Source organism: Gemella parahaemolysans, assembly GCF_053758945.1.
In genome coordinates, this window is sequence record NZ_JBSMTP010000002.1 from 236708 (window position 1) to 261441 (window position 24734).

Genomic DNA, 24734 nt, shown 5'->3' on the forward strand with positions numbered 1-24734 from the left:
CTTTAAGAAGAAAGGGGAAAACATGAATTTAGAATTATTAATTGGTCCTAGTGGTGTAGGAAAAACTAATTATATACTGAATGATATCGAGTTAAATAGAGATAACCATAAAATAATTGTATTAACTCCAGAACAGAATAGTTTTAATTTTGAAAAAATGTTATGTGATAAGTTCGGTGGTACTTTTAATATCGATGTCATGAATTTCTCAAGTTTAACTAGAAGATTATCAAAACAATTGGGAATGGATAATCTTAGTAGGCTAGGAGATAATATTAAACCATTTTATTTCTATAAAGCTGCAAAAAATCTAGAAAATAGTGAGAATTTTTTAGTAAAAAGAATTTTACAAGATGTTAATTTTATAGAAGTTGTAGAAGAAATTATAAATGAATTAAAAGAGTATAAGATAAGTATCAATTTATTAGAGGAGTATTTAGAGAAAAATGCTAATCTAGATAGCAGTCATAGAGAAAAATTGGAATCTATTTTAGAAATTTATGTTGAATATTCGAGGTTATTAAAGGAGCAGGGTTCTTTTGATAAAGTAGATTATATAACTGAATTATTGTTGTATCTAGAATACATAGATTTAAGTGACTATATTTTTTATGTGGACGCTTATTATAACTTTACAGCACAGGAATATTATTATATTGAGAAACTCGCTCAGAAGTCTAAAAAGTTAATAATAAGTGTTATAAGTGATGCAAATAGATATTTTAATTTTGATTTATCACAACTACTTCAAGGTTATGAACTAGAAAAGATGAAATATAATGACTTTTATCTATCTGATTTGTATAGTAAAGAAAAATATAAGCTTGATATTTTTAGAAAATCTCATGAGATCGTTGCTAGTATGAATGAGATAGTGAAAAATAATAATGATGTGAATTTTTCTGTAGTAGCCTTTGTAAAAAAAGAAGAAATAAATACGCTGAAATTTAAAATAAAAGATAATAAAGTAGAGGAATATGAAGTATTAGAAACTCATAAAGGACGTTTTAATGGTGTTTCTAATGATATTCTTGCTGATAAATACTATAAAAATTTCACAGTACAGTATGAAACCGATAATAGTATTGAAATTATCTGTGCCAAAAATAAGGAGTTGGAAGTTAAACAAATCGCTCGTGAGATTGTGAAACTAAATCATAATAATATTAACCAAAATGAGATTGCAATTCTTTATCGTGATAATACATACGAAAATTATTTGAATATCTTTAAAGACTACAATTTAGATGTTCATTTAGATAAAAATATTGAAACTAGTAATCATCGTTTAGTTAAGTTTATACAAGAAACATTATATTTTGATGAAGGTAGTTTTAAAACTAGATTATTAAATCTATTGAAAACTAGGTTAACGAATTTTGAGAATATTTATCGCCAAAAAACTATTGCATATGTTCTACTAGGGGATTCAAATATTGATGAAAAACAACTAGAAAAAGATATTGCAGAGTTAGATGAAACAGTAATAAAGGATAGATTTGCAACTAGTAATTTAGTAAAAAATCTTGGAAGAAAATATGGATATAGCGATTTATTAGAAAGAGTTAGGGTAATTTCAATAGATGATCTTGAAAATATACTAAATGAGAAACTGGTAAATACGTATAGTGATATACTGAAAGATTACTTTATTGAAAAGACGGCGAAGTATAACTCTGAACAGCTTGAAATTTGTAGACAAGTTTTATTAGAACTTATTAATAAGGTTTCAGAAGTTTCAGCTAAGAACAATCTTCAAGCTAAAAGATATATAAAAAAATTAGTAGATATTTTTGATCATTGTAAGATTAAAATGTATCTTGATAAAGAAGATGGTGAGTATGATAATATAGAAGAGTTAAAAATTGATAGTATAGATAGACAAGTTTATAAAAAAATTCTTGAATATATTAATGATATAAATGAGAATTTTGGTAGTGAAAAGTTTGAATATAAAAAATTCGTATCTCTATTTAATACTGGATTAACATCTATTAAGTATCGTTCAATACCAGAAATAAATAATTCTATTATTATGTCTACTATGGATTTAGCAAAAGTAGAAAATAAAAAAGTTGTCTTTGTTATGGGATTCAATAAAGATGCATTGCCAGTATCTAAAAGTTCAGGATTAATAGATGATAAAGATAAAGAAAGACTGATTAATGATGATATCTTTTTATCACCGACAAAAGAAGCGGCACTTATTGATGAAGAGTTCGTAGCTTATATTGCCATGACAAGAGCTCAAGAAAAAACATATATAAGTTTTAGTTTAATTGATAAGAGTTTTAAAGAGAACTTCGCATCACCATACTTAAATACAGTAAAATCTTTATTCCCAGAATTAAAAGAAAAGCAAACTTCAAAAATTTTAGAGTTTTCTATTGCGGATTATAATTACTATTTAGAAAATATTTCCGAGATAGTTTCATCTAAGGAATTTAATTATTTATTCGCAAAAATTTATCGTAGATTTATGGAAGTAAAAGATAGTAAGACAAAAGAAGTTGAGGTTTTAGTTGAGCTTATGCTTAAGTTTTTAGAACAGTATCAACTTACGTCAGTACATGAAAATTATGGGAATTATGAAGTTCTTGATGAATTAAATGATAGAGTATTCTTCACTAATGATAATAGTATTAAAAATTATTTATCTAAAATAATTAGAGATTATAAGTTTCAACTTAGTTCAGAATATATAGATGAATTCTTAGAAGTTAAGAAAGATAATTTTTCTAAGTTTAGTATCTCTAAAATTTCTGATTTTGAAAGAAATCCATATCAATTCTTTGTTAAACGAGTACTTGGAATAGCAGAAGAAAGGGATATCGATATTGATAATCTTGTTACTGGAAAATTCTTCCACGCAGTAATGTCAGAAAAAAGAATTACTAACTTTATAGCTGAATGTGGAAGAAAATTTGATATAGACGTGCTAAAAGATGAAGATATTATAAAGAGATTTAATATTAAAGAGATTTTGAATGAGGTTATTTATTCAAGTGATAATAAAGATATATTAGAAACGTTGAAGTTAATAGAATTGTTAAATACTCATAAGTATATTTTAAATAATATGATTATGAGACTTGAAATAGCTATAGCAATAGAAATAAAATATTTCGCTCTAACAGAATTTATGCCAACATTCTTAGAAAAACCATTTACTCTGGAAATAATAGACAACGTTATTACATGTGAAAATGTTGAAACTGGGGAAGTTAATAAAAAAGAATTGAAACAAAAATACAATATACCACCTATTAAATTCACAGGAGTGATTGACAGGGTAGATATTAACGGAAAGAATATTTCAATAATTGATTATAAGAGTAGTCAAAGTGATTTTTCTTTAGATAGTTTAGGATTAGGATTTATTTCTCAGATTTTAACTTACGCATTGGCATGTGAGTTGATGTTTGACAAAAATTCAGAGGATATATTAGGTATATTTTATAGAGAAATAGCTAAATTAGGAAAAGATCTAAAGACCTATAGGTTAAGAGGGTTAGCGAATAGTGATTTAATATTAGATGATGAATTTTATGAAAAAGCTCCCGAAATTATGTATGTTAGAACTACAAAAGCTAAGAAAATTCATGGGGCAGATAGTCATAAAGCATTTACAAGTCCTGAACTTAAAAAATTAGTTAATAAAAATCTTGAAAATATAATGATACTTATAGAAAAAATCTTTGCATTTGATTTTGATTTAGCTAACTATGAGGTTGAAAATCAATATTCTGCTGAGAAGGGAACTTTATTTAACTTTGCAAGTAATAGTGATACACGACTTAGTTATAAAGAGAAGGTAGAGCTCAAGCCAAAAGATTTAAAAGAAAAGTTATTAAATGACCTGAAATAATCCGATTTTAGAAAAATTCTATGAAAATTGATTTGTTGTTTTGAAAATAAAAAGCAATAAATCAATTTTTTTTATAATTTTTACTAATTTTTAATCACATTTTTTAAGTTTTATATTATAATAGTATAAGGAGTATGATGTCGATTTTTTGATCTATCGTGATGGGAAATAAAAAGTCGATAAAAAATAGATATAGAGGCAAGGATAAAATAAATATGAAATTAACTTTTTTTGAAAAACTAGAACAGTTTAAAAATAGTTCTAAAGAAGTATATATTAATAATATATATCAGAACGAAAATTTAACATATAAAAATTTAATAGAGTATTCAGATAGACTTGCGTCTTATCTTGAAGAAAAACTGGGTGAAGACAAAAGCCCTATAGTAGTGTATGGACATAAACATCCATTTATGTTAGTGTACTTCTTAGCGTGTGTAAAATCAGGAAGAGCATTTTGTCCAGTAGATATAAATACACCGAAAGAAAGAGTAGAAGAAATAGTAGAAACAACAGATTCAAAAGTAGTACTAGTCACAGAAGAAATAGAGCTTTCTAGAGAAATGATAGATGTTAAGTCAGCCAAAGAAATAATCTCAAGTACTCCAGATACTATTTCAAAAGAAAACTACGTAAAAGATGAAGATATATTCTATATAATTTTCACGTCAGGAAGTACAGGGAAACCAAAAGGGGTATGTATTACATATAACAATCTAAATAACTTCTTACACTGGTACACAGGATACTATGATGAAAAAGAAGAATTAGTGTTCTTAGGACATCCCCCATTCTCATTTGATCTATCGGTAATGTCACTATGGCCAAGTATTTATCTAGGAGCCACTCTAGTACAAATAGATAAAAAACATCAAGAGAACTTCAAAGTAATGTTTGAAGAACTGAATAAATCAAATGCAACGATATGGATTTCAACACCATCATTTATAGAAATGTGTTTCATAGATAAAAACTTCAATCAAAGTCTAATGCCGAAGGTGAAACAATTCGTCTTTTGTGGAGAAAAACTATTTAGCACAACAGTAGAGAAAATCCACAAAAACTTTGAAGATGCACAGGTAATAAATACATATGGGCCAACAGAATCAACAGTAATGGTCACATGGGTAGAAATAACAAAAGAAGTAAATAGAAAATACTACGAGAACCTACCAGTCGGAGAAGTAAAATGGGGAACAAAAGTACACCTAGCAAATCCAGATGAAGAGAACAAAGGTGAAATAGTAATCACAGGAAACACAGTCGCAAAAGGATACTTTAAAAATGACGCTATAACAAATGAAAAATTTTGTATAGGAGAGGTAGATGGAAAAGAAGAAAGAAGTTACCTAACAGGCGACTTAGGGTACTTCAAAGACGGTATGCTATTTTGTGAAGGGCGCATAGACTTCCAAGTAAAACTACATGGGCACAGAATAGAACTTGAAGACATAGATAACAATCTACTTAAAAATAAAAAAATACGTCAAGCAGCGACAGTACCAAGCTATGAAGATGGAAAAGTAAAAGCATTGACATCATTTGTAGTATACAACGAAGAAATAGAAAAACGCTTCGAAGTAACAAAACAAATAAAACAAGAACTAAAAAAATTAGTGCCAGAATATATGATACCGAAAAAAATAGTATTCTTAGAAGAAATGCCACTAAACAACAACGGTAAAATAGATAAGAAAAAGTTAAAGGAGTTAGTATAGAATGAGCTACTTTGACGGAATTGAATTTTTCTTATTCTTAGCTATAGCACTAATCATAGGCTTTATAATAAACTACCTAGGAAAAAAAATAGAATATTATATCCTAGCGCTGTCGGTAATATTTGCTGCAGCAGTATATGGGAAAAGCATGACAATGGTAGCATATCTAGTAGGATTTATTTTATATGAATACATATTAGTATTAATAGCTCAAAAGACAGAAAGTAAAAAACACTTAAAAATATTAGTAGTGCTATCAATATTACCACTAGTAATAAATAAAATATTCGCAATTACTCATTTTCATTTATTAGCCTTTATAGGTATATCATATATGTCATTTAAGACAATACAAATTATGATAGAGATATCAGATGGCTTAATAAAAGAAAAAATCAGTGCTGTAGAATATGTACAATTTTTATTATTCTTTCCAACAGTAAGCGCAGGACCAATAGACAGAAGTAGAAGGTTTATGAGCGAAATGAAAGAAAGAATGCCGAGGACGGAGTACTTAGAATTAGCTGGAGAAGGAGTCTACAGACTAATATTAGGATTACTATATAAAATAGTATTCTCAACATTAAGCTATCACTACTTAGTAGGTTTAACAAACCATGGGACATTTGTCTATTCATTAAAATACATGTACCTATATACATTGTACTTATTTTTTGATTTTGCAGGATACAGTTTAATGGCAGTAGGTAGTAGTAACATCTTAGGAATAAGAACACCTATGAACTTTAATAAACCATTCTTAAGTATAGACATAAAAGACTTTTGGAATAGATGGCACATAACACTATCAACATGGCTTAGAGACTTCGTATTCTCAAGAGTCTTTATGGAAGCAACAAAGAAAAAAAGATTTAAGAAAAGACTTAATACAGCAATGTATGCCTACATGGTAAACATGGTTCTTATGGGATTTTGGCACGGTTTAACAATAAGCTATATAGTATATGGATTTTACCATGGTTTATTAATGGCAGGATTTGAATACTATCAGAAGAAAAGTAAATTTTACAAAAAGAATAAAAATGAAACATGGTATAAAATACTTAGTTGGTTCATAACGATTAACTTAGTAATAATAGGTTTATATATTTTCTCGGGAGAACCATATAAACTAATAAGCCATGGATTAAAAAAATAATAATGAGTTAGGAGAAAAAGAATGATAAAAGAACAAGTATTAGAAATGTTAGAAGAAATTTGTGAAGATGAAGTAGTAAGAGAAGATTTAGATATAAACATGAAAGAAGAAGGATTAATGGATTCATTAGCTTTTGTAGAAATGTTAGTAAAAATCGAAGAAATTTTCGGACTAAGCATAGCTCCAACAGAAGTAACATATGAAGAAATCGATACACCAAACAAGGTAATTTCATATATAGAAAATAGGAAATAATAACATGATAAGATTAAAAGCATTTTTAATATCAATAGTATTGGTATTAATTACACTTATAATTTTAGATATAACCCTTCTAAAGAAGATTGAAAATTATTATAAAACAAATGATAATAGTGTTAGATACAGTACCTCTTTTGAAAAGTACAAAAGTAGAGATATCATAGTTGAAAATATGACACCAAGAACTCTGTTACTGTTAGGTTCATCAGAGTTAACTACAACAATTAACGAAAATTATCATCCAAAGAAAATATTTAATTACAATGATTTTAATATAATGCAAGTAGGAGTTGGAAACTCTCAAAATATTATACATGCGGCTACTATTGGATCAATAGAGAATGATGTGAAAAATAATGAGATTGTAATGATACAATCTATTCAATGGTTTGATAATAAGAATGGTATTTTAAAAGATGCATTTTTATCTAGAATTTCTAGTGAACATGTTTATAATACTATGAAAAATGATAATATTAGTAGAGAAACCAAAGAAAAATTTATTAATAGGGTTATAGAACTTTCATCAACAAACAAGGAATTAAATAAAAAGTATAAGAGTTATAAACGATACTTCTTGAATGGAAAAGGAAATGTATTTACTGAGGAATTTTTAAAATTAGATAATTATTTTTATGTTTTGAAAAACAAATTTAATTTTTATAAAAATAAAGGTAAAGAAAACTATCCAGTTAATGGTGAAAAGACTCCAAATTATAATTGGGAAGAATTAGGTAAACAAGTGACTGAAGAAGCAAAATCAAGAACGAATAATAATGAATATCAAATTGATAATACATATTATGATAAATATATAAGAGCTAAGTACAATCAGTTAAAAAATATTTCTAAAAATACAAAATATGATGATTCTAAGGAATACGAAGACTTAGATATATTATTATCTATTGTTAAAGATTTGAATTTGAATATTAAGTTTGCAATTTTTCCTGCTCATGGGAAGTGGAGCGACTATACAGGAATAGGCAGTGAAAAAAGACAAGTTGCCTACAATAGATTAAAAGAAATTGCTAAAGAAAATAACATAGAAGTAATGGATTATTCAAGTAAAGAATATGAAGATTACTATATGTATGATGCGATGCATCTTGGCTGGAGAGGATGGATTGATTTTGAAAGAGATCTTTACAAACTTAAAAAGTAAATTAAGCTGTAAACAAAGACTTACACTATGGATATTATTTTTTTATATAGTAATAATGGGAATAATAATATACTGTTTTTTAACGGATTTTTCAAATGTCCAAGAGTATGTGTACAGTGAATTTTAATATAGAGGAACGGATTACTATGTGATAATTCGTTTCTTTTTTTATATAATTTAAGTATAAATATTGCACTAGTATAAGAATAATATACAAAAATTAATTTTCAGAAAAATAAAGAGAAATCACACTCAATTAATTGATTTTATAAGAGAAATAAGGTAGAATTAGAGCTATAATAATAATTTTGAAGGAAATAATTAATGAATAGAGATGCGTATTTTTATTTAGAAATGAAAGAACATGAGTTAAAAGTCCCATATACGGGAAAAAATCGTCGTATTAGAGTTCTTTTACCAAAAGGTTATGCCCAAGATGAACATAGATACTATCCAGTTGTATATATGAATGATGGACAAAATGTTTTTTACAGTGGAGAATCATTTAGTGGACATTCTTGGAAGGTAATACCAGCAATAAAAAGAAACCCAGATATGCCAAGGATGATAATAGTTGGGATTGATAATGACAATGAGGGAAGAATGAACGAATATGCACCATGGAAGTTTTCAAGTTTACCAATATTAAATTTTGGTCTGACATTAGGAGGATTAGGTTCTGAGTATGCTGATTTTTTTGTAAATGTAGTTAAACCATTCATAGATAGTACATATCGTACAAAACCTCAACGAGAGTATACAGCGATGATTGGTAGTTCATTAGGGGCAAATATTTCACAGTATATAGGGTTAGAGCATAAAGATGTCGTAGGGTGTCTTGGAGTATTTTCATCTGCAAATTGGTTAAATAAACCAGAGTTTGATAGGTTTATTTCGAAACATAAGGTCTCAGATCAAAGAGTGTATATAGAAGTTGGAACGAATGAGGGAGATGATACAGATAAACAATTGGCAACTGGTAATTTAAAACAGCTTTATATAGATGCAAGTTTGGATTACTATAGACAGCTAATAGAGGCGGGATTATCAACAAATGAAATTAAGTTAAATGTTGTGGCTAATGGAGAGCACAGTGAAGAATGCTGGGCTAAATATTTACCAGAATGTTTAAGATTTATAAGTGAAAATTGGTAAAAGTATTTTTAGAAATGGAGGTTTTTTAGTTTGAATATAGAAAATTTAAGTCATTATAGTGGAAATTTAGGAAGAGAAATGGTTCTTAATAGGTATGGACATGCGGGATTGCCGATTGTTGTGTTTCCATCATCTGGGGGGACGCACAATGAGTATTATGATTTTGGAATGATTCATGCTTGTGAAAGATTCATTAATGAAGGAAAAGTACAATTTTTTACTTTATCAAGTGTCGATAGTGAATCTTGGTTATGTGACTGGAAAAATGGTCATGATAGAGCATTAGCACATACTCAATATGAAAAATATGTTATAGAAGAAGCAATACCATTTATTAAACATAAGACAGGATGGTTTGGACAAATGATGGCTACTGGTTGTAGCATGGGAGGATATCATTCATTTAATATTTTTCTACAACATCCAGATGTATTCGGAAAAGTGATTTCACTTAGCGGAGTGTATGATGCTAGATTTTTCGTAGGTGAATATGGAAATGATGAACTGATATATAGAAATTCACCTAGTGATAATATTTGGAATCAAAATGATGGGTGGTTTATTAATCACTATAGAAACGCTGATATTATTGTATGTACAGGGTTAGGTCCATGGGAACAAGACGGATTACCATCATTTTATAGTTTAAAAAGAGCTTTCGAAGAAAAGAATATTCCAGCATGGTTTGATGTATGGGGCGAAGATGTTGCCCATGATTGGCCTTGGTGGAGAATACAAATGCCATACTTTTTAGATAAGTTAAATTTATAATAAAGTTAAGAGGAGACAAAGATTTATGAATTACATAGTTATATCACCGTATTACCCACACAATTTTCAAAAATTTTCTATTGAGTTAAAAAATCAAGGTATTAATGTACTTGGAATTGGAGAAGAACCATATGAACAACTTGATCAAAGACTTAAAGAAGCTTTAACTGAGTATTTTAGAGTTAATAGTCTTGATGATGTTGATGAAGTAAAACGTGCTGTTGCATTCTTATATCACAAACATGGGCACATTGATAGAATAGAATCACAAAATGAGCACTGGATGGAACTAGATGCTGCACTTCGTACACAATTTAATGTGTTTGGATTAAAAGAACACGACCTTAAAAAAACAAAGCATAAATCAGAGATGAAAAAATACTTCGAAAAAGCAGGAGTTCCTGTAGTACCAGGCTTCTTAGTGAAAAAAGATGGTGACATCGAAAAAGGTGTTAAAAAATTAAAATTACCATTAATAGCTAAGCCTGATAATGGAGTAGGAGCATCAGCAACTTATAAGCTTAAAGATAAGAAGGATGTAGAAAATTTCAAAAAAGAATGGGATGGAACTACACATTACTTTTTAGAGCCGTTTGTTGATAATTCTGATATTGTAACTTTCGATGGATTAGTAGATGCTAAGGGGAATATTGTTTTCTATACTAGTATCGTTTATTACTATACTCCATTAGATTTATTAAATAATAATACTCTTGATTGGGTTTATTATATAGATAAGGATTTAGATCCAAAATTAGTAGAATATGGTAAAAATGCAGTAAAAGCATTTGGTATGAAAGAGAGATTTTTCCATATTGAATTTTTCAAAACTAAAGATGATTATATAGCGATTGAGTATAATAACCGACCTGCGGGAGCTTTTGCAGTAGATGTGTATAACTTTGCTCATTCAACAGATTACTTTAGAGTATATGCTGAAGTTGCTAATGGAACATTCAATGGATTAAGTGTGGATGAAAAATACGGATTAGCTTCAACTCGTCGTGATTATAAAGACTATGTACATTCAGATGAAGAAATCAGAAATAAGTATCAAGATAAATTAAAAGCTGTATTAAGAATGCCTGAAGCTTTCGCTGAATTACAAGGTAATACAATGTATGTTCTTGTTGCTGATACTCTTGAAGAGATGAAAGAGATGGAGAGATTTGTAGGAAAATTAAAATAATTTTATAAAAGAAATATGAGACTAGTGTTTTACAGTTAGTGTCGTATTTCTTTTATTTTTATGACTTGAGTAATAATATGTAATAACTATTTGACTCTTTTTGACAACGTGTACATTTCTTGAATTACCAAAAGAAGTGTGTTAAGATTTAGATGAAAATCATAAAAAGGAGATTAGCATGAAAATATCTAGAGAACATTTAGAATTATTAGCGGGAAATTTTCAGAGTATAGATGAAACAACTAAGGAGATAATTAATCTAGAAGCTATATTAACGCTTCCTAAAGGGACAGAACATTTTTTAAGTGATATTCATGGAGAATATGAAGCCTTCGATCATATTTTAAGAAACGGTTCAGGTATTATTAAAGAAAAACTTAAAGAAGTATTTGGAAATAGACTTCCTAGAAAAGATTTGAATCTTTTGGCTACTATAATTTATTATCCAGAAGAAAAATTAAATCTTATAAGAAAAGAATACGATGTGTGTGATTATAAAGAGTTTCAAAAAATTACCCTTCTTCGATTATTAGAGGTAACGCAAGTTGCTGCAAGGAAGTATACTAGATCCAAAGTGAGAAAAATTTTACCAAAAGATTTTAAATATATTATTGATGAATTGCTTTATAAAATGCAAAGCAGTGATAAGAACGACTACTATGATAAAATTCTTGAGAACATTATTGAATTAGGTGCTGGTGATAAGTTTATCATTGAATTATCATTAAGTATTCATAAGTTAACAATTGATCACTTGCATATAGTTGGAGATATTTATGATAGGGGACCTTTCCCGGATAAAATAATGGATAGACTACTAGATTATCATTCTGTTGATATTCAATGGGGAAATCATGATATGTTATGGATAGGTGCTTATCTTGGAGATAGAATTTCATTAGCGAATGTAATTAGAATATGTGCAAGATATGATAACTTAGATATTATAGAAGATAGATATGGAATTCCTATTAGAAATTTATTAAACTTTAGTGAAAAGTATTATAAAGATGATGACTGTAAAGAATTTTTACCAAAGCTTTCTAAAGATGATGAGTTGAAATATAGTGAGCATGAAATTATGCAAATAGCTAGGATGCATAAGGCTATGGCAATAATTCAATTCAAATTAGAAAAACAGATTATTGATAAACATCCTGAGTTTGATTTAGAGTCGCGTGCACTACTTGATAAAATTGACTTTGAAAAAGAAACTGTAAAAATTTATGGTAAAGAATATCCATTAACGTCATGCAATTTTCCAACGGTTGATAAAGAAAATCCATACTTATTAACAGATGAAGAAGAAAAAATTATAAATAAATTAAAAGAATCATTTATAGCAAGTGAAAAATTAAAAAAACATGTAGAATTATTTATTAACAAGGGTGGTATGTATTGCTGTTATAATGGGAATCTACTTCTTCATGGGTGCATGCCAGTAGATGAGAATGGAAACTTCCAGGAATTCTCTTATGGAGGTAAGAAATACTCAGGTAAAAACTTATTGGACTTTTTTGATAAAAAAATTCGTAGTATATTTTATTGTGGTTGTAGAGAAGATAACGGGTTGTTCTTTTACTTATGGCAAGGGCGATATTCTCCGTTATTTGGTAAATGTGATATGACAACATTCGAGAGATACTTTATAGAGGATAAGTCTACTCATGAAGAAGTAAAAAATGCGTATTATGAACTAAGAGACAATGAAGAATTTTGTGTTAAGTTATTAAATGAGTTTGGCTTAACTAGTGAGGGACATATTATAAATGGGCATACTCCTGTTAAGGAAACAAAGGGAGAAAATCCAATAAAAGCTAATGGTAGAACGATTGTTATAGATGGAGGAATGTCAAGAGCATATCACAAAACAACAGGGCATGGTGGTTATACTTTAACTTACAATTCTTATGGATTACAGATAATGAGTCATGATATATTCCAAAGTAAAGAAGAAGCAATCAAAAATGAGACGGATATTATTTCAACTAAGAGAGTTGTAGATAAATTATGTCGAAAAAAAGTAGCGGATACTGACAGTGGAGCAAGAATACAAAAACAAATTGAATTATTAAAGATTTTATTAGAAGAATATCGACAAGGGGCAATTTGTGAAAGATATTAGTTAATATAAATAGATATTTTAGGTTTCTTTGTATTTAAAGGGGCGAAAGATGATGAAGATTTTATTAAGTATATTAGAGATTTTAATGATATTAGGGATAATAACAAACTATAAAATATTAAAAAAAGAAGAATAATTAATTAGTCAATGATTTATTAAATTGATAGACGTAAAAAGAAGGAGCTTGAAATCTCCTTCTTTTTATGAAAAATGATGTAAAGAATATTATTCTTGTAAAAGTAGAATACAGTACAATAGATATAATATTCAAATAAATTTTTAGAAAAATTAAAATTTTTATTGACAACCATAAAAAAGTATAATATACTAATAAACAGTTAATTGAATATGTACCTCACAAAATAAGTGAGGTAGAGGTTGCGATTTTTATCAGTAGGGTAATTGAAAGTATAGGGCTTGATGATATTATTTGAAAGGAAACGTCGCCGAAATGATATTAATCCTATGTTAATATTGTTGGGTCTATACTGAACTAAGTATAGGACTGTCATAGTCGTAAGGCTATGTTGCGCTACTAATATCTTGTTTTGGAGAGATAATGTGAAGTATAACTCCGTGCAAATATGGTAGAAGTTATGCTTTTTTATTTTTATCAAGGAGGTTTTTATTATGACAAACAACAGCAATAACAACAATGCAACAGAAGTAAAAAGAAATTTACGATCACGTCATATTAGTATGATTGCTATCGGAGGATGTATCGGTAGTGGATTATTCATGACAAGTGGTCAAGCAATTCAAAGTGCGGGACCTGGGGGAGCTATCGTAGCTTACCTATGTATTGGGCTTATGGTATATTTTTTAATGACATCATTAGGGGAAATGGCAACATATCTCCCTACGTCAGGGTCATTTAGTACATATGCTACACGTTATGTAGATCCTTCATTAGGATTTGCTTTAGGATGGAACTATTGGTTTAACTGGGTAATTACAGTAGCGGCTGACGTAGAGTTATCTGCATTAGCAATCAGTTATTGGGAGCCTATGCGAGTACTTCCTCACTGGGCTTGGAGCTTATTATTCCTAGTTATTATTATCGCTTTAAACTCACTTAGTGTTAAAGTTTACGGTGAAAGTGAATATTGGTTTGCACTTATTAAAGTAGTAGTAGTAATCATCTTCTTAGTCGTTGGATGTTTAACTATCTTTGGTATTTTAGGTGGGGAATACATTGGATTTAAAAACTTAACAATTGGTGATGCACCATTTGTTGGAGAAGATTCTTCATTATCAGGACAAATACTTGCTACACTTGGAGTATTCTTAATTGCTGGATATTCATTCCAAGGTACTGAGTTAATCGGTATTACAGCTGGAGAAAGTGAAAACCCAGAGAAAAGTATTCCAAAAGCTGTAAAACAAGTATTCTGGAGAATTTTAATTTTCTACGTACTAGCAATTTTAGTAATTGGGTTATTAATCCCTTATACTTCACCAGATTTATTGGGAGCTGCAAGTGCAGAAGAAATTGCTAAATCACCATTTACAATTGTCTTCAAAAATGCAGGATTTGCATTAGCAGCAAGTGTGATGAACGCAGTTATCTTAACATCGATCTTATCAGCTGGTAACTCAGGTATGTACGCATCTACAAGAATGCTTTATGCAATGAGTAAAGAAAAACTTGCATATCCAATTTTTGGACGTGTTACAAAATATGGAACACCTGTTATTTCATTAATCGCAACAGCTGTAGTAGTATTCTTAATCTTTTTAATTCAACTTACAAGTGCTAATGCTTATACTTATATCGTAGCAGCGAGTGGATTAACTGGATTTATCGCATGGTTAGGTATTGCATTAAGTCACTATAGATTCAGAAGAGCATTTATCGCTCAAGGTAAAGATTTAAATGTTCTAAAATATAGAGCAAAATGGTTCCCAGTAGGTCCAATTATCGCTTTAGTATTATGTATCATCGTTATTATCGGTCAGGATACAGAGCTTATTACTAAAGGGGTAGTTAACTGGAGCGGAATGTTAACTACATACATGGGAGTTCCAATCTTCTTATTCTTCTATCTGTACCATAAAATTAGATATAAAACAAAACTAATACCTTTAGATAAAGTTGATTTATCACAAGATGTAGATGTAAAATAATAAAAAAATTCAATCCTAGTTCGAATTCGAGCTAGGATTTTTTTGGGAGTGACTCAAAATCGTATTTCGGAGAAATAAGATTTTGTAGAGTCACCCCCGCACAGTTTATTAGATATCTAAAAAGCTTTAATAAAGCGAATTTAGATATCTAATAAACCACTGCGTCTATGAGTTCTCAAATGTATTTTGTTACATTTTAGTGCTTTTTTGTTAGCCTTATTTTGATGAGCCTATGAATAAATCTAGAAAGTAGTTCAAATTTTAATTTTATATATAGTTGAGATTTGATATAAATACCTAAAATTTGAAATATTATAGTTGAATTAAAGGAAATTTTTTCAATTTTATGGTAAAATGTAGGGTAGATTAAATTTAGAAAGAGGAGGAATTTCTGTGAATCTTGAATACCCATATAATTATGAAAATGTTGAAGATATGGCGAGTAAATATTTATCGGAGGAGCAAATTAAAATTGTAAGAAAAGCTTATGATTTTGCTAAAGTTGCTCACGAAGGACAATTTAGAAAATCAGGGGAACCATATATATTACACCCAGTTCAAGTTGCAGGAATTTTAACAGAGCTTAAATTAGATTATGCAACAATTTGTGCTGGTTTCTTGCATGATGTTGTAGAAGATACTAAGTATACGTTTGATGATATTAAAGAAACATTCGGTGAAGATATAGCAGTAATAGTAGATGGAGTTACAAAACTAGATAAAGTAAAATTCCGTTCTAAAAAGCAATCACAAGCAGAAAATCATAGAAAACTTTTTGTATCGATAGCGAAAGATTTGCGAGTTATTTTTGTTAAACTTGCAGATAGACTTCATAATATGAGAACTATGAAGTATATGCGTGAGGAAAAACAACGTGAAATTTCCAGTGAAACACTTGAAATTTATGCGCCGTTAGCTCATAGGCTGGGGATAAGTTCAGTAAAATGGGAACTAGAAGATACATCGCTTAGATACTTACATCCATCTCAATATTTCTCAATAGTAGGGATGATGAAACAGAAGAGAAGTGCGAGGGAAGAGAGTATAAAAGATGCATGCTCTAGTATAACATCAATTTTAGCTGATAATAATATAGAAGCACAGGTAACTGGAAGACCAAAACATATTTATAGTATTTATAAAAAAATGGTTAAACAAAATAAAACTTTTGATCAAATATATGATCTCCTTGCGGTGCGTGTTTTAGTAGATAGTGTAGCTGACTGTTATGCAACTTTAGGACTTGTAAATAATCTTTGGGTTCCAATTCCTGGAAGAATTAAAGATTATATTGCAATGCCAAAACCGAATATGTATCAATCGCTTCATACTACGGTAATTGCACCGGATGGACAAACTTTAGAAGTTCAAATTAGAACCTATGAAATGCATGAGATTGCTGAAAAAGGGATTGCAGCTCACTGGGCTTATAAAGAAGGTAAGAAAGTAAATAAGAATAATAATTTCTACGAAAAATTAAATTGGTTCCAAAAAATCGCAGAAAATGATGAAACTGAAGCAACAGCTGAAAGTTTTATGGAATCGTTGAAAGTAGACTTATTAAGTGATAAAATCTATGTGTTTACGCCAAATAGTGATATTATAGAATTGCCAAAAGGTTCATGTATTGTTGACTTTGCATATGCGATTCATTCGGAAGTTGGTAATAAGATGGTAGGTGCTACTGTAAATGATAAAATCGAACCATTCGATTATGTGTTATCAACTGGTGAAATCTGTGATATTCGTACTAGTAAAAACTCTACAGGACCAAAACGCTCATGGTTAGAAATAGCTACGTCATCACAAACTAAGTCTAAAATTAAAGCATTCTTTAAAAAAGCAGCGCGTGAAGAAAATCTAGTTAAAGGTGAAATATTATTAAAGGATGAGATTAAAGCCAATAACTTTGATATTGATGAAGTTCTTACAGAAGAAAATATTGCCATTGCTTTAAACAAATATAAATTTGCTAATCTTGAAGAAATGTATGTTGCTATAGGATATGGTGGAATTACAGCGAATAAAGTTTTTGCAAGACTAACAGAAAAAATTAGAAAAGAAAAGATGACTCAAGCAAAAATTGAGAAACTTTTCAATGCGGAAGAAACTAAAAAAATAGTAACTGAGACAGGGGTTTATGTAAAAGGAGTAGATAATATTCTTGTAAGATTATCTAAATGCTGTCAACCGATTCCAGGAGATGATATTGTAGGTTTTATAACAAAAGGTCGAGGCGTTACAGTTCATAGAAATAATTGTCCTAACTTAAGTGAAGAAGATAATGCAAGATTATTGGATGTTGAATGGGTTGAAAGTTTAAATGCGCGTCGCTATAGTGTTACATTACAAATCCATGCATTTGATAGAGAATTATTATTGCAAAATGTCTTATTAACATTAAGTGAAAGTAGAGTTGAAATCAAAAAACTTAACTCTGAATCTAAAGCTGATAAGACATGTGTTATTACGATAGGAATATATGTGAAAAATGTTAGCGAATGCGATTATATGATTAAAAAATTACGACAAATTCAAGATGTATACAGTGTAGAAAGAATAGTTAAATAGGTGAATGTATGAAAATCATATTACAAAAGGTAAAAAAAGCTAGCGTTAGTGTTGATAATAAAATTGTGGGAAGTATAGATAAAGGATATTGTCTTTTAGTAGGAGTGCATAAAGAATCTACAGAAGAAGATGTGAAATATTTGGCTAAAAAAATTGCGCAAGCTCGTTTATTTGAAGACGAAAATGATAAAATCAATTTGAGTCTAAAAGATGTTGGAGGAAGTATCTTATCAGTTTCACAATTTACTTTATACGCTGATACGAAAAAAGGTAATAGACCAAGTTTTACAAGTGCTGCTGAAGCAGAAAAAGCTAATGAACTATATGAGAAATTTAATAAATTTTTAAGAGAAGAAGGAGTAACGGTAGAGACTGGAATTTTTCAGACTATGATGGAAGTAAACATAGTTAATGATGGTCCTGTTACTATTGTTTACGAAAAACTATCAACAGGAAATTAATATGAGAATAAAAAGAAGAAACAAGAATGGAGTATTATTTTTAATATCTGTACTGTTATTAGTGTTAGTTGTGGGTGGAGTAGTAACATATATTGGAGAAAAGATGAATCTGTCATCTAATTCCGAAAATAACATTACTATTTCGAAAGAAATTGATCTTAGAACTGGGCCGGACGATACTTATCCAACTTTGAAGAAAGTGACTGCAGGAGATAATGTAGAAATGCTAAGTAAATCAGAGACTTGGTATGAAGTGAAAACAAAGGATAGTTTTGTTGGTTGGATACCAGGATGGAGTATTTTGGGCACTGGTCAGAAGAGTCCTGAAGATCAAAACAAAGAAAAACTAGCTTCTTATTCAATCTTATTGAATCCAATTATAAAACAAGATGATAGTTCTGATTATAAAGGAGTATCTTCTAAATCTTATAATTTGAAAATAGCTAAACAGTTAAAAGAGATATTAGAAAAAGATGGTATAAAAGCAATACTTACAAGGGATAATGATGAAACTTATCCTACAAAAGAAGAAATAACAAAAATTGCAGCTGAAAATTCAGTTGAAATGTTAGTTGATATTGATACTACTAATGATAGTAGTAAAGATGTTTTTGGAGTAAAAGTTTATTACGGAACACAGCAATCTTCAATTGTAGCAAGAAGTATCGAAAAAAATCTTTCAGATCACTATATTTCAAAAATTTCGTCATCTGAGAAACAAGCTAATTTTTCACAACTGAGCGATAAGTTACCACAGGTGAGAGTAATTTCAGCTAATATTGGAAATAAAATTGATGTTGATTTACTAAATAATGAGATAGCTAATAAACAATTTATTGAGTCTTTAAGAGATGGGATTGAAGGCTACTTATATTATTTAGTCAATATTGATAATTATAATGCAAAACGAAAAGAACAATTATTAAACTTACCACAAAAAGGACTTTCAGTTCCTATGTATTACATGAAGCAGGATGCATATAAAAATATAGCATATGGTCTTGATGGTAAGAAAACGATTGAAGACAATGGTGATGCTATTATCTCACTTGCGATGATTGCTAAATATATAGGTAAAGATGAAGCAACTGTAGAAGAGCTTGCTTCTTGGGCAGGTAATAAGTATTACATCAGAAATCAAGGAACTCAACCTACGATTATTACAGCTTTCGCTGAAAAATATAATCTTAAAGTTGAACGAATCGAGACTGATAAATTGGTAGAAAACTTAGAAAATGCCTTAAGAGATAATAAACCTATACTTGTTAGACTAAAATCTGGAGTATTTGGTGATAGGGTAACATATAAAGTTATTCGTGGTTTTGAAGACGATAAATTCTATATAAATGATCCGAATGATGATGATGTTAAACTTACAAGTTACAATGGTTTTACAGAAAATGATATAAAAAATAACCTTGCTCAAGCTTGGGTGTTTAGTAAATAGAAAAAAAGATTAACCTAGGAAAATCTAGGTTAATCTTTTTTCTTAAAATTATTAAATTATCTATTGACTATAAATATAAAATAAAATATAATAGTTAACGTGATTAACTAATTAGTTAACTTTATTAACTAATTTATAAAATAAAGGAGGTAGAAGATGAGTAAAAGTGAAATATCATATCATCAGGCAATAGATATGATGGAAGAATTTAGATTAATCATGAAGAGAATTCATAAAAAAAATAATGCGCCTATTAGAAAACCTGAATTTCAAGCGATGCTATTTTTATCTTGTAAAGAAAAAATTACAATGCAGGAGCTAGGGGAAGAACTTCATGTAACAAAACCTCGAGTTACAGCACTTGTTGGCGAGTTACTAGAAAAAGATTTTGTAGTCCAAAGTATCGATGAAAAAGATAAAAGAAAAAAATATCTTAGTTTATCTGAAAAAGGAATCGAATGCATAGAATTACATAGAAAAGCCTATGAAGAATGGTTTAAGTCTATGTGGGATAAATTCGATACTAAAGAAAAAGAAGCTTTTAATATATTATTAACAAAAACAAATCTAATATTAAGAGAAGAACTACAAGATAAGGAGGAAAATAATGAAACTAATTAAATATTTAAAAGGTTTCTTGGTACCTATGATATTTTTAGTTGCGATATTAGGAGTTCGTGTTGTTGCAGAGCTAGCACTTCCAACGTACACAAGTAATATAGTCGATAAAGGTATCCAACAAAGTGGGATCCAAGATGCTGTACCGGAAAAGATAAGTGAAAAATCATTTAGAGAATTACAACTATTTATGACAGATGATGAAATTAAAAAAGTCACAGCTAAATATACAAAAGATGGAGATGTCTATAAACTAGATAACATTAATGATCAAGAACGTAGTGAACTAAATGATATTTTTAAAAATGCTATGACTGTTGTATCTGGAGCAAAATCTGAAAACTTAGATTTAGATAAGGTTGCAGAAGGTGTCAAACTAGGACTAGTCAAGAAAGATAGTTTAATTGAACAAAAGAATAAATCAATTAGTGACTTAGGAAATTCAGCTGATATGATAACAAAACAAGCTGGAATTCGTTATGTTAAAGAAGAGTATAGAAATAATGTTGGTATTGATACTAACGAAATTAGAAAGAATTACCTAAAAGAAGTTGGAATCATGATGATAATCGTAACATTTATTTCAGGTATTGGAAGTGTTATTTCGAACTTTATTGCTAGTAGAATTTCTTCGAAAATAGCATATAACTTACGTGAAAAACTTTATAATAAAGTATTATCATTTTCTAAACAAGATATTGATAAATTTTCTACAGCTTCATTAATTACAAGAAGTACAAACGATATTCAACAAATACAAAATGCTTTAAATATGATGTTATTTATCGCAATTTATGCACCGATGATGGCAGTATACGGAGTTTACAAAGTTACTCAAACTGATACTGGAATGACTTGGATAATTGCATTAGGTGTAGGTATCTTAGGTTTAACATTAGGAATAATTTCATTCTTAGTAATGCCAAAATTTAAAATTATGCAAAAGTTAATAGATAGAGTAAACTTGGTTACTCGTGAAGCATTAACTGGTATTTCTGTAATTCGTGTTTTTGGGCGTGAAAAATATGAAGAAGAAAGATTCGATAAAGAAAATACAGTTTTAAAAAATGAACAACTTTTCATCAATAGAACTTTATCAGCGCTTATGCCAATGATTATGTTAATTATGAATGGTATAGCACTATTAATAATCTGGGTTGGTGGAAAAAATATAGATGCTGGTAGTATTCAAGTTGGTGATATGATGGCGTTTATAACATATACAATGCAGATAGTTATGTCATTCTTATTCTTCACATTCTTAATGATGCAACTACCGCGTGCTGAAGTTGCAGCTGGGCGTATAAATGAAGTATTAGCTACTGATGTAACTGTTGTAGATAGCGAAAACATTGATGACAGTAAACTACAAGATGTAAAAGGTACTCTTAAATTTGATAATGTTAGCTTTACGTTTGATGGAGCTGATAGCCCAGTGCTTAGTAATATTAGTTTTGAAGCGGAAGCAGGAAAAACTACTGCAATTATAGGAAGTACGGGTAGTGGTAAATCTACATTACTTCATTTAATTCCAAGATACTTCGATGCTAGTGAAGGTGAAATTTCAATTGATGGAGTTAATATTCGAGATATAAGCTTAAATAAATTAAGAGACATTTTAGGATTTGTTCCTCAAAAAGGAGTTTTATTCAGTGGTAATATTGAATCAAATATTAAATTTGCTGATGAAAATATTACTGATGAACAGATGAAAAAAGCTGCTGAAATTGCTCAAGCAATAGAGTTTATTAATGAAAAAGAAGATAAATTTAATAGTGAGATTTCACAAGGGGGAGCTAACGTTTCAGGAGGACAAAAACAACGTCTTTCTATTGCTCGTGTCTTGGTGAAAAATCCTAAGATACTTCTTTTCGATGATAGTTTTTCAGCATTAGACTATAAAACTGATGTTAAATTAAGAAAAACTTTAAGAAAAGAAATGGCGGGAGTAACTACTATTATAGTAGCTCAGCGTATTGCAACAATTCTAAATGCGGATAAGATAATCGTGATGAATGAAGGTAAGATAGTTGGGGTTGGAAAACACCAAGAACTTCTAGAAACTTGTCCTACATATTTAGAAATTGCTGAAAGTCAACTTAGTGAAGAAGAATTACAAAAAGGAGGTAAACATCATGGCTAGAGATCAAAAAATAGAAAAAGCTAATAATTTTTCTGGAACGTTAAAAAGAATTATCAAATTGATGTTTACACAGTATAAAATCTCAAGTATTTTGATAGTATTCTTTGCATTAGCTAGTACAGTATTCGGTATAGTGGGTCCTAAGATTATGGGGCAAGCAACAACTGAACTTTTTGAAGGATTAGTTGCTAAAATTAGTAATGAAGGTAGTATAAATTTTGAAAAAATAGCGGGGATTTTACTAACTGTATTAGGTTTATATATACTATCATCACTGTTTATGTTTATTCAAGGATGGTTAATGAGTAATATTTCTCAAAAAATGACATATGATATTCGTAAAGAAATAAGTAAAAAAATAAATACTTTACCTGTTGGATATTTTGAGCAACGTACAGTAGGTGAAACTTTATCACGTGTAACAAACGACGTTGATACTTTAGGACAATCACTAAACCAAAGTTTTACTCAGATAATTTCCAATACTGCAACGGTATTAGGGGTATTAGTAATGATGTTTACAATAAGTCCTCTAATGACGCTAATTGCGTTAGCTTTAATTCCTGTTTCAGGGATACTACTAGGTACTATAACAAAATGGAGTCAAAAATATTTCAAGAGTCAACAAGATATGCTTTCTGATGTAAATGGACAGGTTGAAGAGAGTTTTTCAGGTCAAAATATTATTGCAGCATTTAACTACAAAGAAAAAAGTGTTAAAGAATTCAATGATAAAAATGAACAATTATATACATCATCATGGAAAGCAAACTTCTTCTCAGGTTTAATGTTCCCTGTGATTAACTTTGTTGGTAACCTTGGTTATGTTGGTATTGTATTTTCAGGTGGATTATTAGTATCTAAAGGAACTATTGGAGTTGGGGATATTCAAGCCTTTATCCAATATATAAGAAACTTTACTCAACCGATCGGTCAAATAGCTCAGTCTATGTCAGAAATTCAAAAAATGGCAGCTGCAGGTGAAAGGGTATTTGAGTTCTTGGATGCTAAAGATGAAGAAGATGCAGAAGTTCTTGAAACAGTTACAAGTAAAGAAGGTAATGTGGTATTCGATAAAGTAAAATTTGGATATGTAGAAGATCAAATTATTATTAAAAACTTTACTAGTGATGTTAAAAAAGGAGAAATGGTCGCTATTGTTGGTCCTACAGGTGCAGGTAAGACAACAATGATTAAACTTCTTATGAGATTCTATGATATTAATGGAGGAAATATCTATATTGATGGAAAAGATATTTCAAAACTGGATAGATCTGAATTACGTTCTTACTTTACAATGGTACTACAAGACACATGGTTATTTAAAGGAACAATAATGGAGAATCTTCGTTATGGTCGTTTAGATGCTACAGATGAAGAAGTAATAGAAGCGGCAAAAGCAGCGCATATTCACCACTTTATTAAAACATTACCAGGTGGCTACAATATGGAATTAAATGAAGATGCTTCAAATATTTCCCAAGGACAAAAGCAACTGCTAACTATTGCTCGAGCGATTCTTGCTGATAAACCAATATTAATTCTTGATGAGGCGACTTCAAGTGTAGATACACGTACAGAAGCATTAATTCAAAAAGCAATGAATAAACTTATGGAAGGACGTACTACATTCGTTATTGCTCATCGTTTATCAACAATTAGAAATGCAGATAAAATATTAGTATTAAAAGATGGAGATATTATTGAACAAGGTAACCATGATGAACTATTGAAACAAAAAGGTTTCTATTCAGAATTATATCAAAGTCAATTTGCAGAATAAAACTAAAGACATTTAGAGATTTGTACCGACCCCAAAAAGTTAGACTAAAAAATCTAACTTTTTGGAGGTCGGTATTTTTATGACTAAATATAATTTTGAATTTAAAAAGAAAGTCGTACTAGAGTATATAAATGAAAACATAAGCATAAGATCGTTAGCGAAAAAGCATGCTA

The 24734-nt window shown here is 29.4% G+C and carries 16 protein-coding genes and 1 riboswitch; all 16 genes read left to right on the plus strand.

Annotated features, from left to right (window positions below; genetic code table 11):
- Positions 1 to 22: 22 nt before the first annotated feature.
- Positions 23 to 3868 carry a PD-(D/E)XK nuclease family protein gene (locus tag ACWOBP_RS02850; RefSeq protein WP_455337377.1) on the plus strand — a complete coding sequence of 1282 codons (3846 nt, stop codon included), beginning with the start codon at positions 23 to 25 and terminating at the stop codon, positions 3866 to 3868.
- Between the two features lie 215 nt (positions 3869 to 4083).
- Entirely contained in the window at positions 4084 to 5586 is a 1503-nt protein-coding gene (dltA, locus tag ACWOBP_RS02855; RefSeq protein WP_455337378.1) for a D-alanine--poly(phosphoribitol) ligase subunit DltA, read from the plus strand.
- A 1-nt stretch (position 5587) separates the two neighbouring features.
- Complete coding sequence (gene dltB / locus ACWOBP_RS02860; RefSeq protein WP_455337379.1) at positions 5588 to 6745, plus strand: D-alanyl-lipoteichoic acid biosynthesis protein DltB; 1158 nt, start codon at positions 5588 to 5590, stop codon at positions 6743 to 6745.
- A gap of 21 nt (positions 6746 to 6766) precedes the next feature.
- On the plus strand, positions 6767 to 7000 hold the full coding sequence (dltC, locus tag ACWOBP_RS02865) for a D-alanine--poly(phosphoribitol) ligase subunit DltC (protein WP_003145008.1): 234 nt from the start codon (positions 6767 to 6769) through the stop codon (positions 6998 to 7000).
- Between the two features lie 4 nt (positions 7001 to 7004).
- The gene (gene dltD, locus ACWOBP_RS02870) at positions 7005 to 8171 is read left to right on the plus strand and encodes a D-alanyl-lipoteichoic acid biosynthesis protein DltD (RefSeq protein WP_455337380.1); all 1167 of its coding nucleotides are present in this window, start codon (positions 7005 to 7007) and stop codon (positions 8169 to 8171) included.
- A 324-nt stretch (positions 8172 to 8495) separates the two neighbouring features.
- Positions 8496 to 9326 carry an alpha/beta hydrolase gene (locus ACWOBP_RS02875; protein WP_455337381.1) on the plus strand — a complete coding sequence of 277 codons (831 nt, stop codon included), beginning with the start codon at positions 8496 to 8498 and terminating at the stop codon, positions 9324 to 9326.
- Positions 9327 to 9356: 30 nt separating this feature from the next.
- Positions 9357 to 10097, plus strand: a complete 741-nt coding sequence (locus ACWOBP_RS02880; RefSeq protein ID WP_455337382.1) for an esterase family protein — start codon at positions 9357 to 9359, stop codon at positions 10095 to 10097.
- Positions 10098 to 10122: 25 nt separating this feature from the next.
- Positions 10123 to 11286: an ATP-grasp domain-containing protein gene (locus ACWOBP_RS02885; RefSeq protein ID WP_455337383.1), complete on the plus strand. Its 1164-nt coding sequence runs from the start codon at positions 10123 to 10125 to the stop codon at positions 11284 to 11286.
- A 178-nt stretch (positions 11287 to 11464) separates the two neighbouring features.
- The gene (locus ACWOBP_RS02890) at positions 11465 to 13411 is read left to right on the plus strand and encodes a fructose-bisphosphatase class III (protein WP_455337384.1); all 1947 of its coding nucleotides are present in this window, start codon (positions 11465 to 11467) and stop codon (positions 13409 to 13411) included.
- Between the two features lie 364 nt (positions 13412 to 13775).
- Positions 13776 to 13954: riboswitch (Lysine riboswitch) on the plus strand.
- Positions 13955 to 14041: 87 nt separating this feature from the next.
- The gene (locus ACWOBP_RS02895; RefSeq protein WP_455337385.1) at positions 14042 to 15538 is read left to right on the plus strand and encodes an amino acid permease; all 1497 of its coding nucleotides are present in this window, start codon (positions 14042 to 14044) and stop codon (positions 15536 to 15538) included.
- A 393-nt stretch (positions 15539 to 15931) separates the two neighbouring features.
- Entirely contained in the window at positions 15932 to 18109 is a 2178-nt protein-coding gene (locus ACWOBP_RS02900) for a RelA/SpoT family protein (RefSeq protein ID WP_455337386.1), read from the plus strand.
- A gap of 8 nt (positions 18110 to 18117) precedes the next feature.
- Positions 18118 to 18570, plus strand: a complete 453-nt coding sequence (gene dtd, locus ACWOBP_RS02905) for a D-aminoacyl-tRNA deacylase (protein ID WP_455337387.1) — start codon at positions 18118 to 18120, stop codon at positions 18568 to 18570.
- Between the two features lies 1 nt (position 18571).
- Positions 18572 to 20017 (plus strand): N-acetylmuramoyl-L-alanine amidase, encoded by a 1446-nt coding sequence (locus tag ACWOBP_RS02910; RefSeq protein WP_455337388.1) that lies wholly within the window; start codon positions 18572 to 18574, stop codon positions 20015 to 20017.
- A 156-nt stretch (positions 20018 to 20173) separates the two neighbouring features.
- The gene (locus tag ACWOBP_RS02915; protein WP_455337389.1) at positions 20174 to 20638 is read left to right on the plus strand and encodes a MarR family winged helix-turn-helix transcriptional regulator; all 465 of its coding nucleotides are present in this window, start codon (positions 20174 to 20176) and stop codon (positions 20636 to 20638) included.
- The gene (locus tag ACWOBP_RS02920) at positions 20625 to 22778 is read left to right on the plus strand and encodes an ABC transporter ATP-binding protein (protein ID WP_455337390.1); all 2154 of its coding nucleotides are present in this window, start codon (positions 20625 to 20627) and stop codon (positions 22776 to 22778) included. The genes ACWOBP_RS02915 and ACWOBP_RS02920 overlap by 14 nt, the downstream gene beginning before the upstream one ends.
- Positions 22771 to 24561: an ABC transporter ATP-binding protein gene (locus tag ACWOBP_RS02925; RefSeq protein ID WP_455337391.1), complete on the plus strand. Its 1791-nt coding sequence runs from the start codon at positions 22771 to 22773 to the stop codon at positions 24559 to 24561. Before ACWOBP_RS02920 ends, ACWOBP_RS02925 begins: the two co-directional genes overlap by 8 nt.
- The last annotated feature ends 173 nt before the right edge of the window (positions 24562 to 24734 follow it).

Excerpts from the sequence above, each read along its gene's own strand:
- ACWOBP_RS02910 (WP_455337388.1), top strand. The coding sequence starts at position 18,572 with ATGAGAATAAAAAGAAGAAACAAGAATGGAGTATTATTTTTAATATCT.
- ACWOBP_RS02895 (WP_455337385.1), top strand. The coding sequence starts at position 14,042 with ATGACAAACAACAGCAATAACAACAATGCAACAGAAGTAAAAAGAAAT.
- ACWOBP_RS02890 (WP_455337384.1), top strand. The coding sequence starts at position 11,465 with ATGAAAATATCTAGAGAACATTTAGAATTATTAGCGGGAAATTTTCAG.
- dltA (WP_455337378.1), top strand. The coding sequence starts at position 4,084 with ATGAAATTAACTTTTTTTGAAAAACTAGAACAGTTTAAAAATAGTTCT.
- ACWOBP_RS02850 (WP_455337377.1), top strand. The coding sequence starts at position 23 with ATGAATTTAGAATTATTAATTGGTCCTAGTGGTGTAGGAAAAACTAAT.
- dltD (WP_455337380.1), top strand. The coding sequence starts at position 7,005 with ATGATAAGATTAAAAGCATTTTTAATATCAATAGTATTGGTATTAATT.
- ACWOBP_RS02920 (WP_455337390.1), top strand. The coding sequence starts at position 20,625 with ATGAAACTAATTAAATATTTAAAAGGTTTCTTGGTACCTATGATATTT.
- ACWOBP_RS02925 (WP_455337391.1), top strand. The coding sequence starts at position 22,771 with ATGGCTAGAGATCAAAAAATAGAAAAAGCTAATAATTTTTCTGGAACG.
- dltB (WP_455337379.1), top strand. The coding sequence starts at position 5,588 with ATGAGCTACTTTGACGGAATTGAATTTTTCTTATTCTTAGCTATAGCA.
- ACWOBP_RS02875 (WP_455337381.1), top strand. The coding sequence starts at position 8,496 with ATGAATAGAGATGCGTATTTTTATTTAGAAATGAAAGAACATGAGTTA.
- ACWOBP_RS02915 (WP_455337389.1), top strand. The coding sequence starts at position 20,174 with ATGAGTAAAAGTGAAATATCATATCATCAGGCAATAGATATGATGGAA.
- ACWOBP_RS02885 (WP_455337383.1), top strand. The coding sequence starts at position 10,123 with ATGAATTACATAGTTATATCACCGTATTACCCACACAATTTTCAAAAA.
- dltC (WP_003145008.1), top strand. The coding sequence starts at position 6,767 with ATGATAAAAGAACAAGTATTAGAAATGTTAGAAGAAATTTGTGAAGAT.
- dtd (WP_455337387.1), top strand. The coding sequence starts at position 18,118 with ATGAAAATCATATTACAAAAGGTAAAAAAAGCTAGCGTTAGTGTTGAT.